Origin of the sequence: Aquitalea denitrificans (genome assembly GCF_009856625.1) — a bacterium.
Classification (GTDB): Bacteria; Pseudomonadota; Gammaproteobacteria; order Burkholderiales; family Chromobacteriaceae; genus Aquitalea; species Aquitalea denitrificans.
The window spans coordinates 3,198,742-3,219,752 of sequence record NZ_CP047241.1 but is presented as its reverse complement, the minus strand read 5'-3'; the positions used below and the strand labels follow the sequence as shown (position 1 = coordinate 3,219,752).

23 protein-coding genes are annotated in these 21,011 nt (G+C 59.4%); 14 read left to right on the top strand and 9 right to left on the bottom strand.

Going from position 1 to position 21,011, the window contains the following annotated elements; all coding sequences use genetic code 11:
* The 5 genes from GSR16_RS14625 (at nucleotide 1) to GSR16_RS14605 (ending at nucleotide 4,840) form a co-directional block, all read left to right on the top strand.
* On the top strand, nucleotides 1-1,578 hold the full coding sequence (locus tag GSR16_RS14625) for an ABC transporter ATP-binding protein (RefSeq protein WP_159878626.1): 1,578 nt from the start codon (nucleotides 1-3) through the stop codon (nucleotides 1,576-1,578).
* 204 nt (nucleotides 1,579-1,782) lie between these two features.
* Nucleotides 1,783-2,109, top strand: coding sequence for a thioredoxin TrxA (gene trxA, locus GSR16_RS14620; RefSeq protein WP_045847065.1), 327 nt, complete (start codon nucleotides 1,783-1,785; stop codon nucleotides 2,107-2,109).
* A 121-nt stretch (nucleotides 2,110-2,230) separates the two neighbouring features.
* Complete coding sequence (rho, locus tag GSR16_RS14615; protein ID WP_103522856.1) at nucleotides 2,231-3,487, top strand: transcription termination factor Rho; 1,257 nt, start codon at nucleotides 2,231-2,233, stop codon at nucleotides 3,485-3,487.
* Nucleotides 3,488-3,584: 97 nt separating this feature from the next.
* Nucleotides 3,585-4,229, top strand: coding sequence for a trimeric intracellular cation channel family protein (locus GSR16_RS14610; protein WP_159880861.1), 645 nt, complete (start codon nucleotides 3,585-3,587; stop codon nucleotides 4,227-4,229).
* 5 nt (nucleotides 4,230-4,234) lie between these two features.
* The gene (locus GSR16_RS14605; RefSeq protein ID WP_159878624.1) at nucleotides 4,235-4,840 is read left to right on the top strand and encodes a CoA pyrophosphatase; all 606 of its coding nucleotides are present in this window, start codon (nucleotides 4,235-4,237) and stop codon (nucleotides 4,838-4,840) included.
* Nucleotides 4,841-4,852: 12 nt separating this feature from the next.
* Here the strand turns inward: GSR16_RS14605 and GSR16_RS14600 are convergent, their stop codons facing one another.
* Nucleotides 4,853-6,739 carry a sensor domain-containing diguanylate cyclase gene (locus tag GSR16_RS14600; RefSeq protein WP_159878622.1) on the bottom strand — a complete coding sequence of 629 codons (1,887 nt, stop codon included), beginning with the start codon at nucleotides 6,737-6,739 and terminating at the stop codon, nucleotides 4,853-4,855.
* A gap of 108 nt (nucleotides 6,740-6,847) precedes the next feature.
* Nucleotides 6,848-7,690, bottom strand: a complete 843-nt coding sequence (gene nadC / locus GSR16_RS14595) for a carboxylating nicotinate-nucleotide diphosphorylase (RefSeq protein ID WP_159878620.1) — start codon at nucleotides 7,688-7,690, stop codon at nucleotides 6,848-6,850.
* Nucleotides 7,691-7,797: 107 nt separating this feature from the next.
* On the opposite strand from nadC, the gene GSR16_RS14590 reads away from it, so the two are divergent.
* Together GSR16_RS14590 and GSR16_RS14585 are read left to right on the top strand one after the other, a co-directional pair.
* Nucleotides 7,798-8,469 carry an energy-coupling factor ABC transporter permease gene (locus GSR16_RS14590; protein WP_159878618.1) on the top strand — a complete coding sequence of 224 codons (672 nt, stop codon included), beginning with the start codon at nucleotides 7,798-7,800 and terminating at the stop codon, nucleotides 8,467-8,469.
* A gap of 43 nt (nucleotides 8,470-8,512) precedes the next feature.
* Nucleotides 8,513-8,893, top strand: coding sequence for an MAPEG family protein (locus GSR16_RS14585; protein ID WP_159878616.1), 381 nt, complete (start codon nucleotides 8,513-8,515; stop codon nucleotides 8,891-8,893).
* Between the two features lie 5 nt (nucleotides 8,894-8,898).
* Here GSR16_RS14585 and GSR16_RS14580 read toward each other — a convergent pair whose 3' ends face one another.
* The 5 genes from GSR16_RS14580 to GSR16_RS14560 form a co-directional block, all read right to left on the bottom strand.
* Entirely contained in the window at nucleotides 8,899-9,522 is a 624-nt protein-coding gene (locus GSR16_RS14580; protein ID WP_159878614.1) for an HAD family hydrolase, read from the bottom strand.
* A 25-nt stretch (nucleotides 9,523-9,547) separates the two neighbouring features.
* Nucleotides 9,548-10,573, bottom strand: a complete 1,026-nt coding sequence (murB, locus tag GSR16_RS14575; protein WP_159880860.1) for a UDP-N-acetylmuramate dehydrogenase — start codon at nucleotides 10,571-10,573, stop codon at nucleotides 9,548-9,550.
* A gap of 2 nt (nucleotides 10,574-10,575) precedes the next feature.
* Nucleotides 10,576-11,973 carry an MATE family efflux transporter gene (locus tag GSR16_RS14570; RefSeq protein WP_159878612.1) on the bottom strand — a complete coding sequence of 466 codons (1,398 nt, stop codon included), beginning with the start codon at nucleotides 11,971-11,973 and terminating at the stop codon, nucleotides 10,576-10,578.
* Between the two features lie 145 nt (nucleotides 11,974-12,118).
* A complete protein-coding gene (locus GSR16_RS14565; RefSeq protein ID WP_159878610.1) occupies nucleotides 12,119-12,421 on the bottom strand; it encodes a hypothetical protein in 303 nt (100 codons plus the stop codon).
* Nucleotides 12,422-12,749: 328 nt separating this feature from the next.
* The gene (locus GSR16_RS14560) at nucleotides 12,750-13,487 is read right to left on the bottom strand and encodes a hypothetical protein (protein WP_159878608.1); all 738 of its coding nucleotides are present in this window, start codon (nucleotides 13,485-13,487) and stop codon (nucleotides 12,750-12,752) included.
* A 208-nt stretch (nucleotides 13,488-13,695) separates the two neighbouring features.
* Here GSR16_RS14560 and pcnB point away from each other — a divergent pair, with 208 nt between their 5' ends.
* The 7 genes from pcnB to GSR16_RS14525 all read left to right on the top strand — a co-directional run bounded on the left by pcnB (nucleotide 13,696) and on the right by GSR16_RS14525 (nucleotide 18,866).
* Entirely contained in the window at nucleotides 13,696-15,060 is a 1,365-nt protein-coding gene (gene pcnB / locus GSR16_RS14555) for a polynucleotide adenylyltransferase PcnB (protein ID WP_159878606.1), read from the top strand.
* On the top strand, nucleotides 15,057-15,536 hold the full coding sequence (gene folK / locus GSR16_RS14550) for a 2-amino-4-hydroxy-6-hydroxymethyldihydropteridine diphosphokinase (protein ID WP_159878605.1): 480 nt from the start codon (nucleotides 15,057-15,059) through the stop codon (nucleotides 15,534-15,536). The genes pcnB and folK overlap by 4 nt, the downstream gene beginning before the upstream one ends.
* Nucleotides 15,537-15,559: 23 nt before the next feature.
* Nucleotides 15,560-16,201 (top strand): deoxynucleoside kinase, encoded by a 642-nt coding sequence (locus tag GSR16_RS14545; protein ID WP_159878603.1) that lies wholly within the window; start codon nucleotides 15,560-15,562, stop codon nucleotides 16,199-16,201.
* A 48-nt stretch (nucleotides 16,202-16,249) separates the two neighbouring features.
* Nucleotides 16,250-17,041, top strand: a complete 792-nt coding sequence (gene panB / locus GSR16_RS14540) for a 3-methyl-2-oxobutanoate hydroxymethyltransferase (RefSeq protein ID WP_159878601.1) — start codon at nucleotides 16,250-16,252, stop codon at nucleotides 17,039-17,041.
* Between the two features lie 17 nt (nucleotides 17,042-17,058).
* Nucleotides 17,059-17,892 carry a pantoate--beta-alanine ligase gene (gene panC / locus GSR16_RS14535; RefSeq protein WP_159878599.1) on the top strand — a complete coding sequence of 278 codons (834 nt, stop codon included), beginning with the start codon at nucleotides 17,059-17,061 and terminating at the stop codon, nucleotides 17,890-17,892.
* A 24-nt stretch (nucleotides 17,893-17,916) separates the two neighbouring features.
* The gene (gene panD / locus GSR16_RS14530; protein WP_159878597.1) at nucleotides 17,917-18,297 is read left to right on the top strand and encodes an aspartate 1-decarboxylase; all 381 of its coding nucleotides are present in this window, start codon (nucleotides 17,917-17,919) and stop codon (nucleotides 18,295-18,297) included.
* 155 nt (nucleotides 18,298-18,452) lie between these two features.
* Nucleotides 18,453-18,866: a GFA family protein gene (locus GSR16_RS14525; RefSeq protein WP_240902499.1), complete on the top strand. Its 414-nt coding sequence runs from the start codon at nucleotides 18,453-18,455 to the stop codon at nucleotides 18,864-18,866.
* A gap of 8 nt (nucleotides 18,867-18,874) precedes the next feature.
* On the opposite strand, the gene rraA is transcribed toward GSR16_RS14525, so the two are convergent.
* Together rraA and GSR16_RS14515 are read right to left on the bottom strand one after the other, a co-directional pair.
* Entirely contained in the window at nucleotides 18,875-19,354 is a 480-nt protein-coding gene (gene rraA / locus GSR16_RS14520; RefSeq protein WP_159878595.1) for a ribonuclease E activity regulator RraA, read from the bottom strand.
* A gap of 90 nt (nucleotides 19,355-19,444) precedes the next feature.
* Nucleotides 19,445-20,923: a DegQ family serine endoprotease gene (locus GSR16_RS14515; protein WP_159878593.1), complete on the bottom strand. Its 1,479-nt coding sequence runs from the start codon at nucleotides 20,921-20,923 to the stop codon at nucleotides 19,445-19,447.
* Between the last annotated feature and the right edge of the window lie 88 nt (nucleotides 20,924-21,011).

Genomic DNA, 21,011 nt, shown 5'->3' with positions numbered 1-21,011 from the left:
ATGGAAACCCTGTTGACCGTTGCCGCGCTGAATGCTCACTTTGGCAGTCAGCAAGTGCTGTCCTCAGTAGGCTTCAGCGTGGCTGCAGGCGAAAAGGTGGCGCTGGTGGGCGAGTCCGGCTCGGGTAAGACCGTCACCGCCCAGGCCCTGTTGCAATTGAACCCGGATGTACGATTGAGCGGTTCTGTACGTATGGCCGGCGAGGAGCTGCTGGGGGCCGGAGAGGCCCGCCTGCGTCAGATCCGTGGTCGTGATATCGCCATGATCTTTCAGGAGCCGATGCATGCACTCAATCCGCTGTTCACCATTGGCCGGCAGATTGGCGAAACCCTCACCATGCACCTGGGGCTGACGGCGCGCGAAGCCCGTGCCGAGGCCATCCGCTTGCTGCTGCGCACCGGCATTACTGATGCGGCGGAAAAAGTGGACAGCTATCCCTTTCAGCTGTCCGGTGGCCAGCGTCAGCGCGCAATGATTGCCATGGCCCTGGCCTGTCAGCCACGCTTGCTGATTGCCGATGAACCGACCACTGCACTGGATGTGACGGTACAGGCACAAATCCTGCAACTACTGGATGAGTTGCAACAGGAACTGGGCATGGCGGTGTTGTTCATCACCCACGATCTGAACCTGGTACGGCGCTTTGCCGACAAAGTGGTGGTGATGCGTGGAGGTCTGGTGGTGGAAAGCGGCAAGGTGTCACAGGTTTTCAATCATCCGGCCCACCCTTATACCGCCGAACTGCTGGCCAGCAGGCCAGGCATCCTGGACGATGATGCGCAGGAGCCGGCTGCGGTGCCGCTACGGCTGCAGGCCAGTGACATCACCGTCAGCTATCACCGTAAGGCAGGCTGGTTCAGCCAGCGGCTGGTGCCGGTAGTGCAGCATGTATCACTGGATATTCCGGCCGGGCAAACGCTGGGCATTGTCGGTGAGTCCGGTTCCGGCAAGACCACGCTGGGCCACGCATTGCTGCGCCTCTTGCCTAGTCAAGGCGAGATCAGGCTGGACGACATGGCACTGCACGACTTGCGTGGCCGTCGCCTGCGCCATGCGCGCAAGGACTTTCAGGTGGTATTCCAGGACCCGTTCTCCTCGCTGTCGCCTCGCATGACGGTGGCGCAGATCGTGTCTGAAGGCCTGGCGCTGCATCAGCCCCGGCTGAGTGCAGAACAGGTGCGCCAGCAGGTGATTGCCACTCTGGCCGAGGTCGGCCTGCATCATGACTTTATGGATCGCTACCCGCACGAATTTTCCGGCGGCCAGCGCCAGCGCATCGCCATTGCGCGTGCCCTGGTGCTCAAGCCGCGGCTGATCCTGCTGGACGAGCCAACCAGTGCGCTGGATGCCACACTGCAAAAGCAGGTGCTGCAACTATTGCGCAGCCTGCAGCGCAAGTATGGTCTCAGCTATTTGTTCATCAGCCACGATCTGGCCGTCATCCGGGCAGTGGCGCACCGGGTGCTGGTGTTGCAGGCGGGCCGGGTGGTGGAGCAGGGCATGACAGCACAGGTGTTTGACCATCCGCAGCAGCCTTACACCCGCCAATTGCTGGCGGCGGCCTTGCCTGCTACTTGAAAATGGCAGGGTCTGATCCCATTCTCAGTTGACCAGCCGCATTTATGCACGCATTTCCTGACGTGCCGACCGTATTGCCAGCCAGGGTGAACGCGGTCGGTCAGTGCCTCCGTCGCAACCAGACGGCGGTTGCCCCAAGGTCAGTCAATTGTTACCATCAACGGCTAACGACACTGCAAACCACCCCGAATACTAGAGGAAGCCATGAGCGATCTTATCCTGCACGTAACCGACGACTCCTTTGAACAAGACGTCCTGAAGGCCGATGTGCCGGTTCTGGTCGACTACTGGGCTGAATGGTGCGGTCCTTGCAAGATGATCGCCCCCATCCTGGATGAAGTGGCCAAGGAATACGCCGGTCGCCTGAAAGTTGCCAAGCTGAACATCGACCAGAACGAGCTGACCCCGCCAAAATTCGGCATCCGCGGCATCCCGACGCTGATGATTTTCAAGGACGGCCAGGTTGCCGCCACCAAGGTGGGTGCACTGGCCAAGAGCCAGTTGGCCGCCTTCATTGACAGCCACATCTAAAGCGTCTATTCTCACCTGAACTTCTTCAAGCAGGCGGCACATCAGCCGCCTGTTTCGTATCCGCATCCACACCCCACGAACAGCGTTCTGCTCAATCTTTACGAGTCGACCAACGGCCGCTATGCATTTATCTGATCTCAAACACCTTCATGTATCCCAGCTCGTGGAAATGGCTATTTCCAACGAGATCGAGGGCGCTAATCGCCTGCGCAAGCAAGATCTTATCTTTGCGCTTCTGAAAAACCAGGCCAAAAAAGGCGAAAGCATCTTCGGTGAGGGCACCCTGGAAGTGCTGCCGGATGGTTTTGGTTTCCTGCGCAGCCCGGATACCTCGTATCTGGCCGGCCCGGATGACATCTATGTCAGCCCATCGCAGATCCGCCGTTTCAATCTGCACACCGGCGACTCTATCGAAGGCGAGATCCGCACCCCAAAAGATGGCGAACGCTATTTTGCGCTGGTGAAGGTGGACAAGGTCAACGGCGAGCCGCCAGAGAACTCCAAGCACAAGATTCTGTTTGAAAACCTCACGCCGCTGTTCCCGACCGAGCAGTTCAAGCTCGAACGTGACATCCGCAGCGAGGAAAACATCACCAGCCGCATCATTGATCTGATCGCTCCTATCGGCAAAGGCCAGCGCGCCTTGCTGGTGGCACCGCCGAAGTCCGGCAAAACGGTCATGTTGCAGCACATCGCCCATGCCATCACCACCAATCACCCGGAAGCGGTGATGATTGTGTTGCTGATTGACGAGCGTCCGGAAGAAGTGACCGAAATGCAGCGCTCGGTAAAGGGCGAGGTTGTGTCCTCCACCTTCGACGAGCCGGCTACCCGCCACGTGCAGGTGGCCGAAATGGTGATCGAAAAGGCCAAGCGCCTGGTCGAGCACAAGAAGGACGTAGTCATCCTGTTGGATTCGGTGACCCGTCTGGCTCGTGCCTATAACACCGTGGTGCCTGCTTCGGGCAAGGTGTTGACCGGTGGTGTGGACGCCAATGCACTGCAGCGCCCCAAGCGCTTCTTCGGTGCCGCGCGTAATGTGGAAGAAGGCGGTAGCCTCACCATCATCGCCACCGCGCTGATCGATACCGGCAGCCGTATGGACGATGTGATCTACGAAGAATTCAAGGGTACCGGCAACTGTGAAATCCATCTGGATCGTCGCATGGCGGAAAAGCGCATCTTCCCGGCACTGAACATCAACCGTTCCGGCACCCGTCGCGAAGAACTGCTGGTGCCGCAAGACCAGCTGCAACGCATCTGGGTGCTGCGCAAGCTGCTGTACCCGATGGACGATATCGAGGCAATGGAATTCCTGCAGGACAAGATCAAGGCCACCAAGTCCAATCTGGCCTTCTTCGACTCCATGCGCCGCTGACAGGTGGCAAGGACATGATCCCGCTTCCGGGATGTAATGGATGAACCCGACGCCGGACCTGAGCAGGTCTGGCGTTTTTCTTGGTATTACCCGCAAGATGGAATTCAGCAGTCGTTTCTTCCAGATGGAAGTCTTTTCCGCCATCGGCACCGTTGCCTTTGCCTTTTCCGGTTATCTGATCGGTGTACGCAAGCAGCTGGACTTGCTGGGCATCGTGGTGGTGGCGCTGCTTACCGCCATTGGTGGCGGTATTTTGCGTGATGTGCTGGTGGCGCGGGTGCCGCTGGTATTTTTCAATTACACCAGTCTGGCCATTATTGCGGCCACGCTGCTGCTGTCGGCATTGCTGCGGCTGCACCGCCGTCAGAGCCGTACGCTGGAGCGCCTGTTCATCATTGCAGATTCGCTGGGACTGGTGGCATTCAGCATTACCGGAGCCCAGGTTGGCCTGATGTATGACCTGAATGCCTTCGGCGTGGTGTTGCTGGGCTTCATTACTGCGGTGGGTGGCGGTGTGGTACGCGACATGATGGTAAATGACATTCCCTTCATCCTGCACAAGGATTTTTACGGCACCGTGTCCATACTGGTAGCTGGCGGCCTGTTTGTGCTGGACCAGCTGACCTGGATTACGAGCTGGCTGTTGCAGCTGCTGTTTGTGCTTGGGCTGGCCGTGCGGCTGTTTGCGCACTGGAACGAATTGGCCTTACCCAAGATTGGCCCACAATCAAAACAAGGATGACAGCCATGTGGCCGGCTGAAATGGTGGAGGCCCAGGCCTGGATACGCCAGCGTCTGGCAGGGTTTGCTTTTGATGGTCGCGCCGGGGATATTCCCTGGCGGGTGGCCGGTGCAAAGCAGCGTCCGGCTGCAGTGCTGGTGCCTTTGGTATGGCACGACAGCGGGCCGACGGTGTTGCTGACACGACGCACCGAGTCACTGTCTACCCATGCCGGGCAGGTGAGCTTTCCCGGTGGCAAAGTGGATGCCGAGGACAGTTCGGTGATTGCGGCTGCCTTGCGCGAAGCGCAGGAGGAAATCGGGTTGTCGGCCGAGCAGGTGGTGGTACTGGGTACGCTGCCGGAATATGTCACCATTACCGATTTTGTGGTTACACCGGTGGTGGCCATGTTGCAGCCACCCTTGCTGCTGCGACCGGAGCCTGGCGAAGTGGCCGAGGTATTCGAGGTTCCGCTGTCTCTGGCTCTGGATGGCAGCCAATACCAGAAGCACAGCTACGTGCGTGATGGGGTCAGCGGCCAGTATCTGGCCATGCAATGGCAGCACTACACCATTTGGGGCGCAACGGCTGCCATGCTGCGGCTGCTGGCTCAGGCGCTGTCTGCCAGGTGATTCCGACCTGCTTTACTCGCTGTTGCCGTCGCTGAGCATCAGGTCGCGACCAGCCATCTTGGCTTGATACAGCAGCTTGTCGGCACGGTTTAGCATGCCTGACGGGCTGTCCCCCGGTCGCCAGTCGGTGATGCCGCCGCTGAAGGTAACCTTGTCATCGGTAAAGGGGAAGATGGTGCCGCCCAATACCTGCTGTACCCGGGCCATTACTTTTTCCGCATCCCGCAGGCGGGTGCTGGGGAAAATCACCAGGAATTCTTCGCCGCCGATGCGCGCACACACGTCCATGCTGCGCGTGCAGTCTATCAGTGCATTGGCGACGGCCAGCAGGACATTGTCCCCGGCCTGGTGGCCAAAACTGTCATTGAACTGCTTGAAGTGGTCGATATCAAACACGGCCACCGACATCGGCTGGCTGTAGCGTTCACAACGTTGTAGCTCTTCTTTCAGCACCTGATCGGCGTGACGGCGATTGCATAGCCGCGTTAGCGGATCGGTAATGGCCATTTCGTTGAGCAGACGGTTTTTCTCTTCCAGCTCGTTTTCCAGCGACTTGCGTTCTGAAATGTCATACAGGGCAATCAGTGCGGCGGGTATCTGCTGATGCGGCATCAGTTCAACCGACACAATCGCCCACAAGGTGCTCTGGTCTTCTCGTTGCAGTTCGGTTTCGCGATTGGATACTGCCTCACCGGCACGCAGCCAGTCGCCAACCGGGTTCAAGTGCAGCGGCAGGTCCAGAATGGCTGGCTGGCCATCACTGCGCTGCGGGGCAGAGGGTATTTGCAGCATTTCACGGGCCGGTGCGTTGGCACGCAGTATGCGCATGGTTTCGGTGGCAACCAGAATCAGGGCTACCGGGGCGGTGTCCAGGGTAAGCCTGGCCAGCTCTTCACTTTCGCGGATACGTGCGGCGCTGGCCGATAGCAGACGGTTCTGCCGGATATTGCCCAGGTGGCTGCGCAGGGTAATCAGCGTGAGTGCGGCGGTAAACAGCCAAGCCAGCACGGCCATGCTGGCCTTGTCATGATAGGCACGGGTAAAGTCGCGTTCGGCAATGCCCACCACCACGCGGAAAGGGAAGCCGCTCATCATGCGCGAGCTGTAAAGCCTTGGCTCCTGGTCCAGAATCGAATTGGCGCGAAACTGCAGATAGTTGTCGTGGCGTTCCAGTACTTCTGTACTTTGCAGCTCGTTGAGTGGCTGATCCGGATCGCTGGTCTGGGCAGGCCAGCTGGCCTGCAGAATCTGGCGCTGGTCCAGCACCAGGATTTCGCCGAAGCGCCCTACCGGCAGCTTGGCAACTTCGGCCTGGAAAAAGCGCTTGTCCAGCACGCCCACGACCATGCCGATGGTTTCGTCATCCTGATTCAGCAGTTTTTGTACCAGTACGATGCCACCCTGGGCCTGCTCCTGCCGGGTGGAGGTGAAACTGCTGTCCTGGCTGCCATTGCGGTGGTACCAGCGGCAGTAATCGGCCTTAAGCTGGGAAGACGGGCTGTGGTTCTGGCTGGAATACAGCACGTAGCAGGAGCTATCCAGGATGTCGATCTGCTTGAGGTAGGGCATTTGGCGCAGCTTGCCGTGCATCAGCAGATCAATGCGTTGCTGTTGCTCGGCATTCAGCAGGTGCTTGTTGAGCAGCAGTTGTACCAGATTGCTGTCGCTGGCGCTTTTCAGGATCAGGCTGGTTTCGCGCAGGCCCGAGGACAGGCGTTCTTCCAGCAGTTCGGACAAGCCGGCGGCCTGATTGCGTGCCTCGCTTTCGCCTTGCTGGCGCGTGCCGGCAAGGTCGAGTACGACCATCAGCAGCGTGCTGACCAGAAAGATGGCCGCCAGCCATTTGGCAAGCTTGCCCTTGTCCTTGAATTGCCTGCGCAAGATATGCTGTTCCCCCATTGCTCAATCGATGGCCTGTTGCTGTGGCCTCTGCCTTATCGGTATACCTTGTAAAATGACAAAAGGACAATGCGCCTTGCCCGTGGCGGCATTGTCCTTGCTGGTGGCTCAGTGCTGAAAGCGCATGGACAGGTCGATGGCCTGGATGTCCTTGGTGAGTTTGCCGATGGAAATGCGGTCGACACCGGTTTCGGCAATGGCGCGCACGGTTGCCATGTCCACGCCGCCGGAGGCTTCCAGCAAGGCCTTGCCGGCGCTGCGTTCCACTGCCTGGCGCATGTCGTCCAGCGACATATTGTCCAGCAGAATGAGTGTGGCACCGGCATCCAGTGCCTGCTGAAGCTCATCCAGGTTTTCCACTTCAATCTGCAGCGTCACGCCGGGTGGGATGATGCGGAATGCCTGTTCCAGCGCCTGGCGGATACCACCGGCAGCCATGATGTGGTTTTCCTTTATCAGGATTCCGTCATACAAACCGATGCGCTGGTTGTCGCCACCGCCGACGGTGACGGCGTATTTCTGTGCCAGGCGCAGACCGGGCAGGGTTTTGCGGGTATCGAGAATACGGGCACGGGTACCGGCCACCACATCGACATAGTGTCGGGTCTGGGTGGCCACGGCAGACAGGGTCTGCAGGAAATTCAGCGCAGAGCGTTCCGCTGTCAGCAAGGCGCGTGCCGGGCCGGTGATTTCGCACAGCACGGTGCCGGCGGCAATCTTGCGGCCTTCGCGCACCTGCCACAGCACACTGCAGCGCTCATCTACCTGGCGGAAGCATTCCTCAAACCAGGCCTTGCCGCACAGCACGGCATCCTCGCGCAGCAGCACGGTGGCACTGCATTCTTCCGCCTGGTCAATCAACTGGGCGGTCCAGTCGGCCTGACCAATATCCTCAGCCAGCGCAATGCTGACCTGTTGGGCAATAAGATGGTTGGCTGGCTGCTTGCTCATGTCGGAACCCTGGCGGCAAAAGCGCTATTGTACCCAGCCGTGCTTATGCTGTGGGGCTTATCGTCGTAGTGGTATCATGCGCAACACCGTGTCGGGCTGGAGCATTCATGGATTTGCCTGCTGTGTTGTTTCCACCGTGGCTGCTGATTGTGACCATGGTGCTGTCCGGCCTGCTGCTGGGTTTTGCCGCATCCCGGGTGGCTTGGCGCACACTGAATGCTGCCACCTGCAATGCGTGGATGGGGGCTTGCGTCTTGTTGCTGGGCTTGTGGCTGCTTAAGGGTGGACTCAGGCCTGGGCTGTCTTTTCACATGCTGGGTGCTACCATTCTGACCTTGCTGATGGGGCCCTGGCTGGCCATGCTGGCGATGGCCGTGGTGTTGTTGGCCCTGGTGGCTGGTGGGCATGGCGACTTGCTATCCGTCGGACTCAACTGGCTGTGTGGTGCCGCACTTCCGGTAGCCTTGAGTGCCGGTTTGCTGCAACTGGCCCGTCGTCGCCTGCCTACCCAGCTGTTTGTCTATGTTTTTATCAATGCCTTCATTGCAGGAGGGCTCAGCCTGTTTCTGAGCGGTGCTGCCGGCATGCTGGCGCTGGGCATGAACGCAGCCTATGGCTGGGATTACCTGCTGGACGAGGCCTTACCGTTTTATTTCCTGTTGTCGTGGTCGGAAGCGTTTACCAGTGGGCTGACCATCGCCATTCTGGTGGTGTACCGGCCGCAATGGGTCAGTACGTTTGATGACCAGGCTTACCTGGGGTCGGGCCCGCGTTTCTGATGGGTTCAGACTTGCCGGTTTTTCCCTTTGCCAAGGAGTTCTCATGCCGTTTGCACTGTGGAGTATCTTGCTGGCTTCTTTTTTGCCTTTGCTGTGGACGGCGCTGGCCAAGGCTGGTGCACCGTATGACAACCATCAGCCGCGTGTGGTGCTGGCGGGGGCTACCGGTTGGCGCCAGCGCGCCAACTGGGCGCAACAAAATGCCTGGGAAGCCTTTCCCAGCTATGCCGCAGCCATGTTGCTGGCCTGGATGATGAAGGTGCCAGCGGCCCGGCTGGACGTGCTGGCGGTGGTGTATGTGTTGCTGCGCCTGGGCCATGGCCTGTGTTACATCAGCGACAAGGCCACGCTGCGCTCACTGTGCTGGATGGGTGGTTATGCTGTAGTGGTGGTGCTGTTTGTCAGTGCCGCCGGGCTGTTCTGAATGTTTCAGTCCAGCAGGCCGTGAGCCTGCACCGCCTGTCGCACCGCGTCAAAGCCGACGGTGTGGCAGGCCTGCCAGCCTGCTTGCGTGGCACTGTGCACACATTCGATGTTGTCATCAAAAAAGATGATGTCGGCAGCATCTACCTGCAAGGCTTGCTGCACATGGCGGTAAACCGCCAGGTCCGGTTTGCGCAAGCCCATGTGGTGTGAGGCAAAGCAGGTTTCGAACAATGGCAGGATGTCGAACTGGCGCTCGATCTTGCCCCAGTGCAGCGCATTGTTATTGCTGAGTACAGCCAGCCGGTAGTGTGCTCCCAGTTGCTGCAGCAGCTCTCGCACGCCGGGGTAGGGGCCTTGCAGCCAGTCGTCCAGTGCTTGCTGCATGGCCGCAGTGCCCAGTCCCAGTTGCAGCCGTTCATCCATCAGCCGGGCGAACTCTTCCGGTGCCACCCGGCCGGTATCCAGCAGTGCCACCTCCGGCGTATGCATCCAGAATTGCCTGGCTTGTTCACGCTCCAGACGTCCTTGCGACACGGCCATCAGGGGATCGATGCCGTTCCAGTCCAGCAGTACGCCACCCAGATCGAAAACCAGCACCGGTCGTTTGCTGTGTCGTGTCGTTTGCATGTTTGTTTCCTGTGTCAGGCTGGTATTACAGGACCAGCGGTTCGGCTTCCAGTTCCACACCGTAACGCTGGCGCACCGTGTCCTGCACATGGCGTGCCAGTGCCCACATCTGGCTGCCGCTGGCGGCACCGTGATTCACCAGCACCAGCGCCTGGCGCTCATGCACGGCGGCATCACCCTGGCGGTAGCCTTTCAGGCCAGCCTGATCAATCAGCCAGCCTGCTGCCAGTTTCACCTTGCCGGGCCCGGCCGGGTAGTGCGGCAGGGCTGGAAAGCGCTGCAACAGTTCGTCGGCCTGTGCCTGGCCGATTACCGGATTCTTGAAGAAGCTGCCAGCATTGCCCAGCTCGGCCGGGTTGGGCAGCTTGCTGGCCCGGATGGCCATCACCACGTCGCTGACATCCAGTGGCGTGGCTTGGCTGATGCCACGTTTGTCCAGCTCCTGCTGGATGTCGCCATAAGCCGTCTTCAGTTGCGGCTGGCGTGACAGGCTGAAGCGCACGGCTGTCACCAGCAGGCGACCGGCGGCTTCGTGTTTGAAAACGCTGTCGCGATAGGCAAAGCGGCAGTCGGTATTCTCCAGTACCACAGGCGTGCCATTGGCTTGCAGATCGGCACACACCACCTGGGCAATGCGGTCCTTCACTTCCACACCGTAGGCACCGATATTCTGCACCGGACAGGCACCTACCGTGCCGGGAATCAGGCTGAGGTTTTCCAGCCCGTACCAGCCTTGTTGCAGGCAATAGCGCACAAAGTCATGCCAGTTTTCCCCGGCGGCAGCTTCCACCAGCAGGCTGTCGCCATGGTCTTCCAGCAGATGGATGCCACGCAGGGCCAGTTTGACCACCAGGCCGGGGTAGTCTTGCGTCAGCAAAAGATTGCTGCCGCCACCCAGCCAAAGTACCGGACCTTGCTGGTAGTGTTTGTCGGCCAGCAGGGAAGGCAGCCGGGCCAGGTCGTCCAGTTGGCAGAAATGGGCGGCGCTGACATCCATGCCAAAGGTGTTATGGGGTTTGAGCGAAACTTGCGATTGAATGCACAGCGTCATCATCAGCTTTCTTGCAGGGTATGGTGGCGCAGGCGCAGGCGGCTTTCCCGCGCCAGATAGCTCACCAGCATCAGGGCGGCAATGCTCAGACTGATGACCAGTGCCAGCCAGAAACCGTAAATGCCCATGGGGGAGACCAGCCAGTCGGTGAGGCCCAGCGTGATGCCAAGCCCCAGCCCTATGCCCCAGAAGGCGGTAATGTGGATCACCATGGGAATGGTGGTCAGCTTGTAGCCGCGCAGTGCGCCGGAGGCAATGGTCTGGGCGGCATCGGTCAGCTGGAATACGGCAGCAAACAGCAGCAGACTGGAGCCCATGGCAATGACTTGTGGATCCGGTGAATAGATGGCCATGATATCGCTGCGCAGCCACAGCACCAGCAGCATGGTGCACAGTGCGGTGGCCAGCCCCACCAGCAGGCCGACCCCGGCGACAAAGCGGGCCTGGTGATAATCACCGCCACCGGCGCGCTGCCCGACTCTTACGGTAAGGGCCGTGGAAATGCTTTGCGGCAGCATGTAGATGATGCTGGAAAAATTGAGCACCGATTGGTGGCTGGCCACCACCGTCATGCCCAGCTTGGCAATCAACAGGGCAATAAAGGAAAACAGGCTGACTTCGACAAAGAAGGACAGGCCGATAGGCAGGCCCAGCTTGAGGAAGGCCCCGTAGCGCTTCCAGTCGGGCCAGCTCATCCGCCGCGTCAGGCCATAGGGGCGGAAATGGCGATGCCAGCAGATATAAGCCAGCAAGGTCAGACAGTTGAACCAGAACACGATGCCGGTGGCCCAGCCGCAACCGGCACCACCCAGCCTGGGCAGGCCGTACAGGCCGTGAATCAGCGCGTAATTAAGCGGAATGTTGAGCGCCAGCGCAATCAGGCTGACCACCATGATCACCTTGGGCCGGTTCAGGCTGGAGGCATAGGCATGCAGGGCACGGTGCACCATGGCGGCAGGCATGCCCACGGCAGTGCCGGTGATGAACAGCATCACCTTGTCTTCCACGTCGCTCGGCAGTTGCAGCCACAGGCGCAAGGGGTGTTCGGCCAGCAGCATGGCGGCGGCACCAAGCAGGCCGACAAACAGGCCGAACCACATACCCTGGCGGCCGGTTTCGCCAATCTGTTCTTTCTCTCCAGCGCCCAGCTGATGGCTCAATACCGGATTGAGCGACGTCACCACGCCCATCAAGGTCACATAGACGGTGATGAAAATGCTGGCACCCAGCGAGACTGCTGCCAGATCGTCGGTGCTGACCCGGCCGGCCATGACGGTATCGACAAAGCCGGTGGCCACCTGGGCCACCTGGGCAATCATCATCGGCAAGGCAAGGCGGACGATCTGTCTGGCTTCACCGGAAATGGCACCGGGCGCAGCGCTTTTGAGTTCCTGCAACATGGAGGCGGATCAATTCGACAAGGTGGGCAAGCGCTCCATTATAAGGAGCGGCTGCCCGGCCTGTCTTGTGCAATGGCGACGTCAGCCTGCCACTGGTGCACTTCAGTCTCTGTTGCCAGAGGGCGGGAACATGCTGCCGCTGTGCTCAGAAACGCACTGGTGTTTCGCGGCGCAAATCACAGCTGATGATCAGATGCTGGCCAAAGCGGCTGTTGATGTTCAGCGCATCCAGCAGGCCGACATCATGAATGGTCAGCAAGCCGCTCTCGTCCAGCTGGCTGCTGTAGCCCAGCTGGTCAGCGTAGTTGATCAGGTTTTGCAGGGGCAGGCTGCTGTCGGCAGACAGCAAGGTGGCAGTCAGGCTGCCTTGAAGGGGGCGTTTTCTTCCCACGGCATCGTATACGGCAAAGGAAAAGTCGCTACAGCTGTCTTGCAGGCAATCGTACATGGTGAAACTCCATCGGGTATGGGTGGCGCTGTTGCGTGCCCGACCTTACCGTCAGGCGACGCTTTAGCAGGATTTTTGGGCGCCCTGCAAGTTGTCGATTAACTCGGCGCCGGTGTTCCGGATACGTTCTGGAACGGTAAAACGGTACTACCTTCAACATGCCCGATGTCGCACAGTGCGCGCACTATAAGACGGAAAAAGAAAAACCCGCCGGGCCAGAGAGCGCAGCGGGTTTTCCGACTCACGCTTTAGCTGGCATTTATAGTGCGCCCAGCAAGCTGTATCAAATCGGCGCATGGGAAAAGATTATTCCTGACCACATAGCCTGTCAACCCCTGTTGTGTGCAGGCCACTGTTGCAGAAAATCCTGCCAGTGTCCGCCAGCCTGATTCAGCAACAGTGCCAGCTTTTGTTCATGCTGGCTGCGGGTTAGGGCGGAAATCTGACCTTGCAGTACCGCCAGCCGCAGCCACATCAGGTAGTGGCAGGCTGCGCGTTGGGCGCTACAAGCCAGCAGGGTGTGCAGCTTGCCGGTTGCCGCCGTCGCCCAGGATTGCGGGGCATCATGCTCGGGAATGCGCGGCAGGCCGCACAGCCCCGCCATTTCCTGCTGCGGTACACAGCCGGGCTGGGCGTTCTGGCAAAGCAGGCGGCTCAGTTCCAGCGTTTGGCCGAACAGGCCGTTGGCCCCACCGGGAAAGGCAATACCATGCAGCATGGCGCGATGGCGCAAAACCGGCAGCATCAACTGGGAACCATGCCAGCTGACAATCTGTGGTGTGTGCTCATTGAGCAGGGCGGACAGTGTCTGCAACATGGATGCTTCATCCTGCCCGGCTTCCGAGCAATGCAGTTCCACCTCCTGGCGGATGTGCAGTACGGCATGGATGCCGACGACACGATGCAGGTGGTAGGGCAGGAATTCATCCGCCCGGCTGGCCCGGCTGCGTTGCAGGGCAAAGTAAACAACGTCTGCATCGCTGATGTCGGCATCCAGCTGGTAGAGGGTGCGGATGCCATTGACATCGGGCAGAGTCTGGATATCCAGGGCGAGTAAGGGAATCACGGGCAGTCTTTACACGGAAAATGCGGCAGATGGTGTGCGATTCTAGGCCCGCTGCCGACGGCGGGCAATCATCACCCGGCATGCGGCCTATTGCCTGTCAGGATAAATTGGGCCAGAGCGGTATATCTTGTCAGAAGATTCAGGCTATAATCTGCCGCTTGAATTCCTTTCTTGCGAATCCCTTCATTCCACGTCCTTATTCCTCTAAATGATCCGCAAGCTTATCCGTAAAGTACTGGAGCTGCCGTCTGGCATGGGCAAACGCCGTAGCAAACCACGCGTGATTCCGCTGTCCCAGCATGGCGTTCGCCGCGATCAGCTCAGCACTGCTGCGCTCAAGGTGACTTCCCGTTTACAGGAAGCCGGTTTCTCTGCCTTCGTGGTAGGGGGGGCTGTGCGTGACCTGTTGCTGGATGTTGCACCCAAAGATTTTGACGTTGCCACCAATGCCACGCCGGAACAAGTGCATCATCTGTTCCGCCGCTCGCGCATCATTGGCCGACGCTTCCGCATCGTACACGTGATGGTGGGGCCGGAAACCATCGAGGTCACCACCTTCCGCGGTGGCGGCATTGACGACCAGAACGAATCTGGCCGCATCATGGCCGACAACACCTTTGGTAGTCAGGAAGAAGACGCCCATCGACGTGACTTCACCGTCAACGCGCTGTTCTTCGATCCGTCGGATGAGTCCATCATCGACTATCACCACGGCGTGAAGGACCTGAAGGCTAAAAAGCTGGTAATGATTGGCCAGCCAGCACGGCGTTATCAGGAAGACCCGGTACGTATGCTGCGTGCGGTGCGTCTGGCGGCCAAGCTGGGTTTCGAGATTGACGAAGACACCCGCAAGCCGATTCATGCCCATGCCCATCTGCTGAAAAAGGAACCGCCGGCCCGGCTGTTTGACGAAATGCTCAAGCTGCTGATGTCCGGCCATGCCTATGCCTGCCTGAAAAAGCTGCGCGAAGAAGGTCTGTCGCGCGGGGTGTTCCCGCTGCTGGACGCGGTGATGGGTGAAGATGGCGACGATTTGTTCCTGCAGCTGGGCCTGCAAAGTACCGATGCCCGTATCCGGGGCGACAAGCCGGTGTCTGTCGGTTTCCTGCTGGCGACCTTGCTGTGGCAACAGGTAAACCAGCATTGGCAGCAGCATATCGCTGCCGGCGAAAAGTCCCTGCAGGCCTTGCAAATGGCCATTGCGGACGTGGAAAACGAGCAGGATAACGATTTTGCCATTCCGCGCCGTTTTAGCGTGACCATGCGTGAAATCTGGACACTGCAGGGCCGTTTCGACAGTCGCAGCGGTGCGCGTCCCTACCGCTTCCTGGAACAGCCGCGCTTCCGTGCCGCCTTCGATTTCATGTCCTTGCGCGCCGAGGCAGGCGAGCTGCCAGCCAGTCTGGTGGAATGGTGGGAAGCCTTCCAGCGCGGCGATCAGGCCGAGCGCGAGACGCTGATCAACGAGGCAAAAAACAGCGGCAGCGAAGAGCCGGCGAAAAAACGCCGCCGTCGTCGCACCAGCAACCGCCGCCGCACTGAAAATTCCGGTCCGGGAGGAGAGGCTGAGTGAGTCTGGCCTACGTCGCTCTGGGTAGCAATCTGGAGCAGCCAGCGGAGCAGATCAGGGCCGCACTTGCGGCCCTTGCCAATCTGGCTGGCACTACCGTGCTTGCGCATTCTTCACTTTATCTCACCACGCCGGTGGGATATCTGGACCAGCCTGATTTCATCAATGCCGTGGCGCTGCTGGACACGGAACTGACGCCACATCAACTGCTGGATGCCCTGATGCAGATTGAAGCCGGCTTTGGCCGCGAGCGCAGTTTCCGCAACGCACCACGGGTTCTCGACCTGGATGTCCTGCTATATCAGGATACCGTGCTGGACGATCCGCGCCTGTTGCTGCCGCATCCGCGCATGCACCTGCGCGCCTTTGTCATGGTACCGTTAGCAGAAATCGCCCCTGAGCAGCAGGTAGGGGCACATGGCCCGGCTGCTGCCATTACCGCCAAGCTCGACTGCAGCGGCGTGCACAAGCTGGTGTAGCCAGTCAGCTCAAGGAGCAAAACATGAGTCACAGCCATTTGCGTTATGTGGTGGTAGAAGGCCCGATTGGCTCGGGTAAATCGGCACTGGCACGCCGCCTGGCCAGCTACTGGGGCGTGCAGTTGCTGGCAGAGGATCCGGCGTCCAATCCCTTTCTGCCCCGTTTCTATCGCAATGTCGCTTCCCACGGTCTGGCCACCCAACTATCCTTTCTGATGCAGCGTGCCGACATGGCACGTGGCATGCTGCTGGGCGATACCCTGGCCAGCCCGGTGGTGTCGGACTTCCTGTTTGAAAAGGATGCGCTGTTTGCCCGGGTGAATCTGGACGAGCAGGAGCTGGCGCTGTACCAGCGTATTGCCCAGCAACTGCTGCCACAGTATCCGGTGCCGGATCTGGTGATTTACCTGCAAGCCTCGGAGCAGGTGTTGCTGGAGCGCAGTGCCGCCCGTGCCAGCCAGCTGGAGCAGGATTTCCCCGCAGGCTACCTCAAGCGCGTGCATGCCGCGTACAGCGAATTTTTCCATCAGTACGAAGCAGCGCCCTTGCTGATCGTCAATACCGACCATCTGGAGTTGGTTGATGGTAACGAGGATTTCGAGCTATTGTTGCGCTGCATCAGCGAGATGCGCGGACAGCGCAGCTACTTCAACAAGAGCGTCTGAATACAAGTGACGCCTTGCATTTCCCGACCACACCGAGGAAGTACAGGTATGAAAATTACCGTCAACACCCTGCAGAAGATGGCCGCCGAAGGCCAGAAGATCGTCATGCTCACCAGCTATGACGCAAGCTTTTCCACCCTCCTTGATCAGGCCGGGGTAGAGATTCTGCTGGTGGGCGATTCTCTGGGCATGGTGATCCAGAATCGTGATTCCACCCTACCGGTGACCATGGACGAAATGGTCTACCACACCCGTTGCGTTGCCGCTGGTGCTGGCGATGCCATGGTACTGAGCGACCTGCCGTTCGGCAGCTACCAGGAAAGCCCACAGCAGGCTTTTGCCAGTGCCGCCCGCCTGATGCAGGCCGGTGCCCACATGGTGAAGCTCGAAGGCGGCGGTTTCATGGCAGAAACCACCCGTTTCCTGGTGGAACGCGGCATTCCGGTCTGTTCCCACATCGGCCTCACCCCGCAGTTCGTCAACACCTTTGGCGGTTATCGTGTGCAGGGCAAGACCCAGAGCGATGCCGAGCGCCTGCTGGATGATGCCCGCAAGCTGGCTGATGCCGGTGCCAGCCTGGTGCTGATGGAATGTGTGCCCGCCGAACTGGCCGCCCGCGTGACCGAGGCGGTTGCCGTGCCCACCATCGGCATTGGTGCCGGTGCCGATGTCAGCGGCCAGGTACTGGTATTGCACGACATCCTCGGCGTGTATCCGGGCAAGAAAGCCCGTTTCGTCAAGAATTTCATGAATGAGGCCGGCAGCATCCAGGGTGCGGTCGAAGCCTACGTCAAGGCAGTCAAGGCAGGGACGTTCCCGGCTGCCGAACATACCTTCTAAGCCAAAAGGGTAAGGAAATGGAAATCATCCGCAGCGTGGCAGCCATGCGTGCATGGCGTCGCCAGGCCGGTAAGCTGGCCTTTGTTCCCACCATGGGTAATCTGCACGAGGGACACCTCGCGCTGGTTGCCGCCGCGCATGAACATGCCGACAAGGTGGTGGTCAGCATTTTTGTCAATCGCCTGCAGTTTGGTCAGGGCGAGGATTTTGATGCCTATCCGCGTACTTTCGACTCCGACTGCGCCAAGCTGGAAGCCGCAGGTGTGGATGCACTGTTCTTCCCCACTGAGCAGGAGTTGTACCCGCGTGTGAAGCAGGATTTCAACGTAGAACCGCCGCACATCCAGAACGAGCTGTGCGGTGCCTTCCGTCCCGGCCATTTCCGTGGCGTGGCTACGGTGGTGAGCAAACTGTTCAATATCGTGCAGCCTGATGTGGCCTGTTTCGGCAAGAAGGACTTCCAGCAACTGCATGTCATCAAGGCGATGGTCGACGATCTGAACATCCCGGTGGCTGTTATCCCGGTGGATACTGGTCGCGCCGAAGACGGCCTGGCGTTGTCCTCACGCAATGGCTACCTGACGGCGGAGGAACGTGCCGAAGCGCCGCGCCTGTACCGCAACCTGTCGGCCATGCGTGATGCGTTGCAGGCTGGAGACAGCGACTATGCGGCGCTGGAAGCCAAAACCAGTGCTGATCTGCAACAGGCAGGCTGGACGGTGGATTATGTCGAGGTACGCCATGCCGATACCTTGGAAGTGGCCCATGCCGGCGAGAAGCGCCTGGTGGTGCTGGCAGCAGCCCGTCTGGGACGTACCCGTCTGATCGATAATGTGGAAGTGTCCCGCTAAGCCGGGCAAGGAAAGACCAGAACCATGCAACGTATCATGCTCAAGTCCAAGCTGCACCGCGTCACCACCACGCATGCAGAACTGCATTACATCGGCTCCTGCGCCATCGACGAAAACCTGCTGGAAGCCGCCGATATCCGCGAGTACGAGGAAGTCCAGATCTGGAACGTCAATAACGGCGAGCGTTTTGCCACCTATGCCATCAAGGCCGAACGCGGCTCCGGCGTGATCTCGGTCAATGGCTCGGCCGCGCGCCGTGCTGCGCCGGGCGATTTGCTGATCATCGCTTCCTTTGCCCAGTACGAGGATGCCGAACTGGCCAATCACCAGCCCAAGCTGGTGTTTGTGGACGAAAACAATCAGATGACGGCGTTGGATAGCAAGACACCAACCCAGCCGGCCTGAATACAGACTGAGCCGGACCAAAACGATGCTGCGGCATCGTTTTTTTTGGTCATGTGACATTTTGCAAGATTGCTTATAGCTGTCTATAGTTCCTGAACGAGCCAATCAAGTGTCGGTGCATGGCCAGGCCACACACCTGGCCGCAGGAGACCAGCATGAGCAGCATTCTGAACGGCGGCTGCCTGTGTGGCGCGGTGCGCTATCGGGTAAATGGCCAGCCTTTTCATGTTACACACTGCCATTGTCAGAGCTGCCGCAAGGCTAGCGGTGCCGCCTTTCTCACCTGGTTTACCGTACGCTTGATCGAATTGGAATGGCTTAGTGAAAAACCGATGTACTACCATTCATCTGCTGCCGTGCAGCGCGGCTTCTGCCCGCATTGCGGGGCGACACTCAGTTATCAGCATGAGTCCGATCCGGACGATATCGACATCACTGCGGCTACGCTGGACGTGCCGGAGCAGTTGACTCCAGAGTTCCATACCTGGTGGCAGGAACATCTGGGCTGGGGCGAACCGGCCGAGCAGGCAGCCCTGCCGGTACACGCCCGCAGCCACGATGGTGTCTGACCGCCTGCTTACAGCAGTGCTGCGGACGAGACGATCACGCCATCTTCATCGGCATACAGCCACTCACCGGAGGTAAAGGTGACACCGCCAAAGCAGACTGGCAGATCACGCTGACCTTCGCCGCGTTTAACCGACTTCAGCGGATGAGTGTTCAGCGCACGGATTCCCAGCGGCAACTGGTTCAGTGTCACGGAGTCACGGATGCAGCCGTAAATCACTACCCCTTCCCAGCGATTGGCTACCGCCAGGTCGCCGATCTGGTCGCCCAGCAGCGCACAACGCAGCGAACCGCCGCCATCCACCACCAACACCTTGCCATGGCCGTCCTGAGCCAGGGTTTCGCGCACCAGGGTGTTGTCTTCAAACAGCTTGAGGGTGACGATTTGTCCGGCAAAGCGGGCATGGTTGCCATAGCGCTGGAACATGGGCTCGACCACGCGCACCCGGCCTTCATTGGCATCACACAGATCAGTTGTCAGAAAACTCATTTTCTCTCCTTTGCTTTTGCTGGTTTATTGGATGTCGGCAGCGATATCGGCAGCCACTAAAAAGCCGCCTTGCGGCGGCTTGTCGGCATATCAATCGAGGCGGAGCGGTACGAACAGCGTGTTGTCCTGGCGCCGTACCAGCAAGGCTATCTTGCCATGTGCGCTTGACAGGGCTTTTTCGAAACTTTTTACCGTGGTGATTTCATTCTGGTTCAGCCCCATGATCACATCACCATGTTGCAGGCCGGAACGGGCCGCCGCGCCTTGCGCTTTCTGTACCAGCAAGCCGCCGTTGAGGCCCAGCTCGGTACGCTGGCGCGTGGTGAGTTCGGTCACCGTCAATCCCAGCTTGCTGAACTGGTAGTTCTGCGGCGCGGCTTCATCTTGCTGCTTGGCTTGCGGAGTGGCTTCGGGAGCCAGTTCACCCAGCGTGGCCTGGATGGTTTTTTCTTCGCCCTTGCGCCACACCGACAGCTTTACCTTGGCACCTGGTTGTAGCGAGCCAACCATCATCGGCAGGTCTTTGGAGCTTTCGATGCTGCGGTCATCCATTTTCAGGATGATATCCCCGGTCTGCAGGCCAGCCTTGCCGGCAGGGCCTTGCGGATCTACCCGCACGACCAGCGCACCGCTGGGGCGCGGCAGGCCGAAGGACTGTGCCAGCTCTTGTGATACTTCCTGGATATTGATGCCCAGCTGACCACGGCTGACCTTGCCCTTGGCCTTGATCTGCTCGGCCACATTCATGGCCAGATCAATCGGGATCGCAAAGGAAATGCCCATGAAGCCACCAGAGCGGCTGTAGATCTGTGAGTTGATGCCAACCACTTCACCGCGCAGGTTGAATAGCGGTCCGCCGGAGTTGCCTGGATTGATGGCAACATCGGTCTGGATGAAAGGAACGTAGTTTTCATCGGGCAGACTGCGGCCCTTGGCCGACACAATGCCTGCGGTGACGGTGTTTTCAAAGCCAAAGGGTGCGCCGATGGCGGCTACCCACTCGCCCACTTTCAACTGGGACGGGCTGCCCACCTTGACCACCGGCAGGCTGGATGCATCCACCTTCAGCAGGGCCACGTCGGTGCGCTTGTCCAGGCCCACCAGGCGCGCCTTGAGTTCGCGCTTGTCGGTCAGCATCACCTTGATCTGGCTGCCGCCGCTCACCACGTGGGCATTGGTCATGATGAAGCCGTCATCGCTGATGATGAAGCCGGAACCATAGGACACGCTTTCTTCCGGTGTTTGGTCCTGCTGGTTAGGCTGATTGGGAATGAAGCGCTTGAAGAAGTCGAACAGCGGGTCGTCTTCCGGTACCGGGAAGGGCAATTCACTTTGCTGTGGTGCTGCCTCTGTGCGGTTGGCCTGAATGTTTACCACTGCGGGGCCGTCACGTTCGACCAGCTGGGTAAAGTCGGGCAGCAACATGGCGACACGCCCGTCCGACTGTGCAGGCACGGCTACCGGGGCCGGCTGGCTCTGCTTGTGGAACAGGCTTTCGATCTTGTCGCAACCCGAGAGCAACGACGCAGCCAGAAGGGCGCCGACAATGGGGCGAAGATACGGAGTCACAGAATTATCCTTTCGGGGAAGCTTTCAGACCGATATAGGGACGATCCGCTGTATTTCCAGGGAACTGCGGCCAGACTGCAGCAGGCCG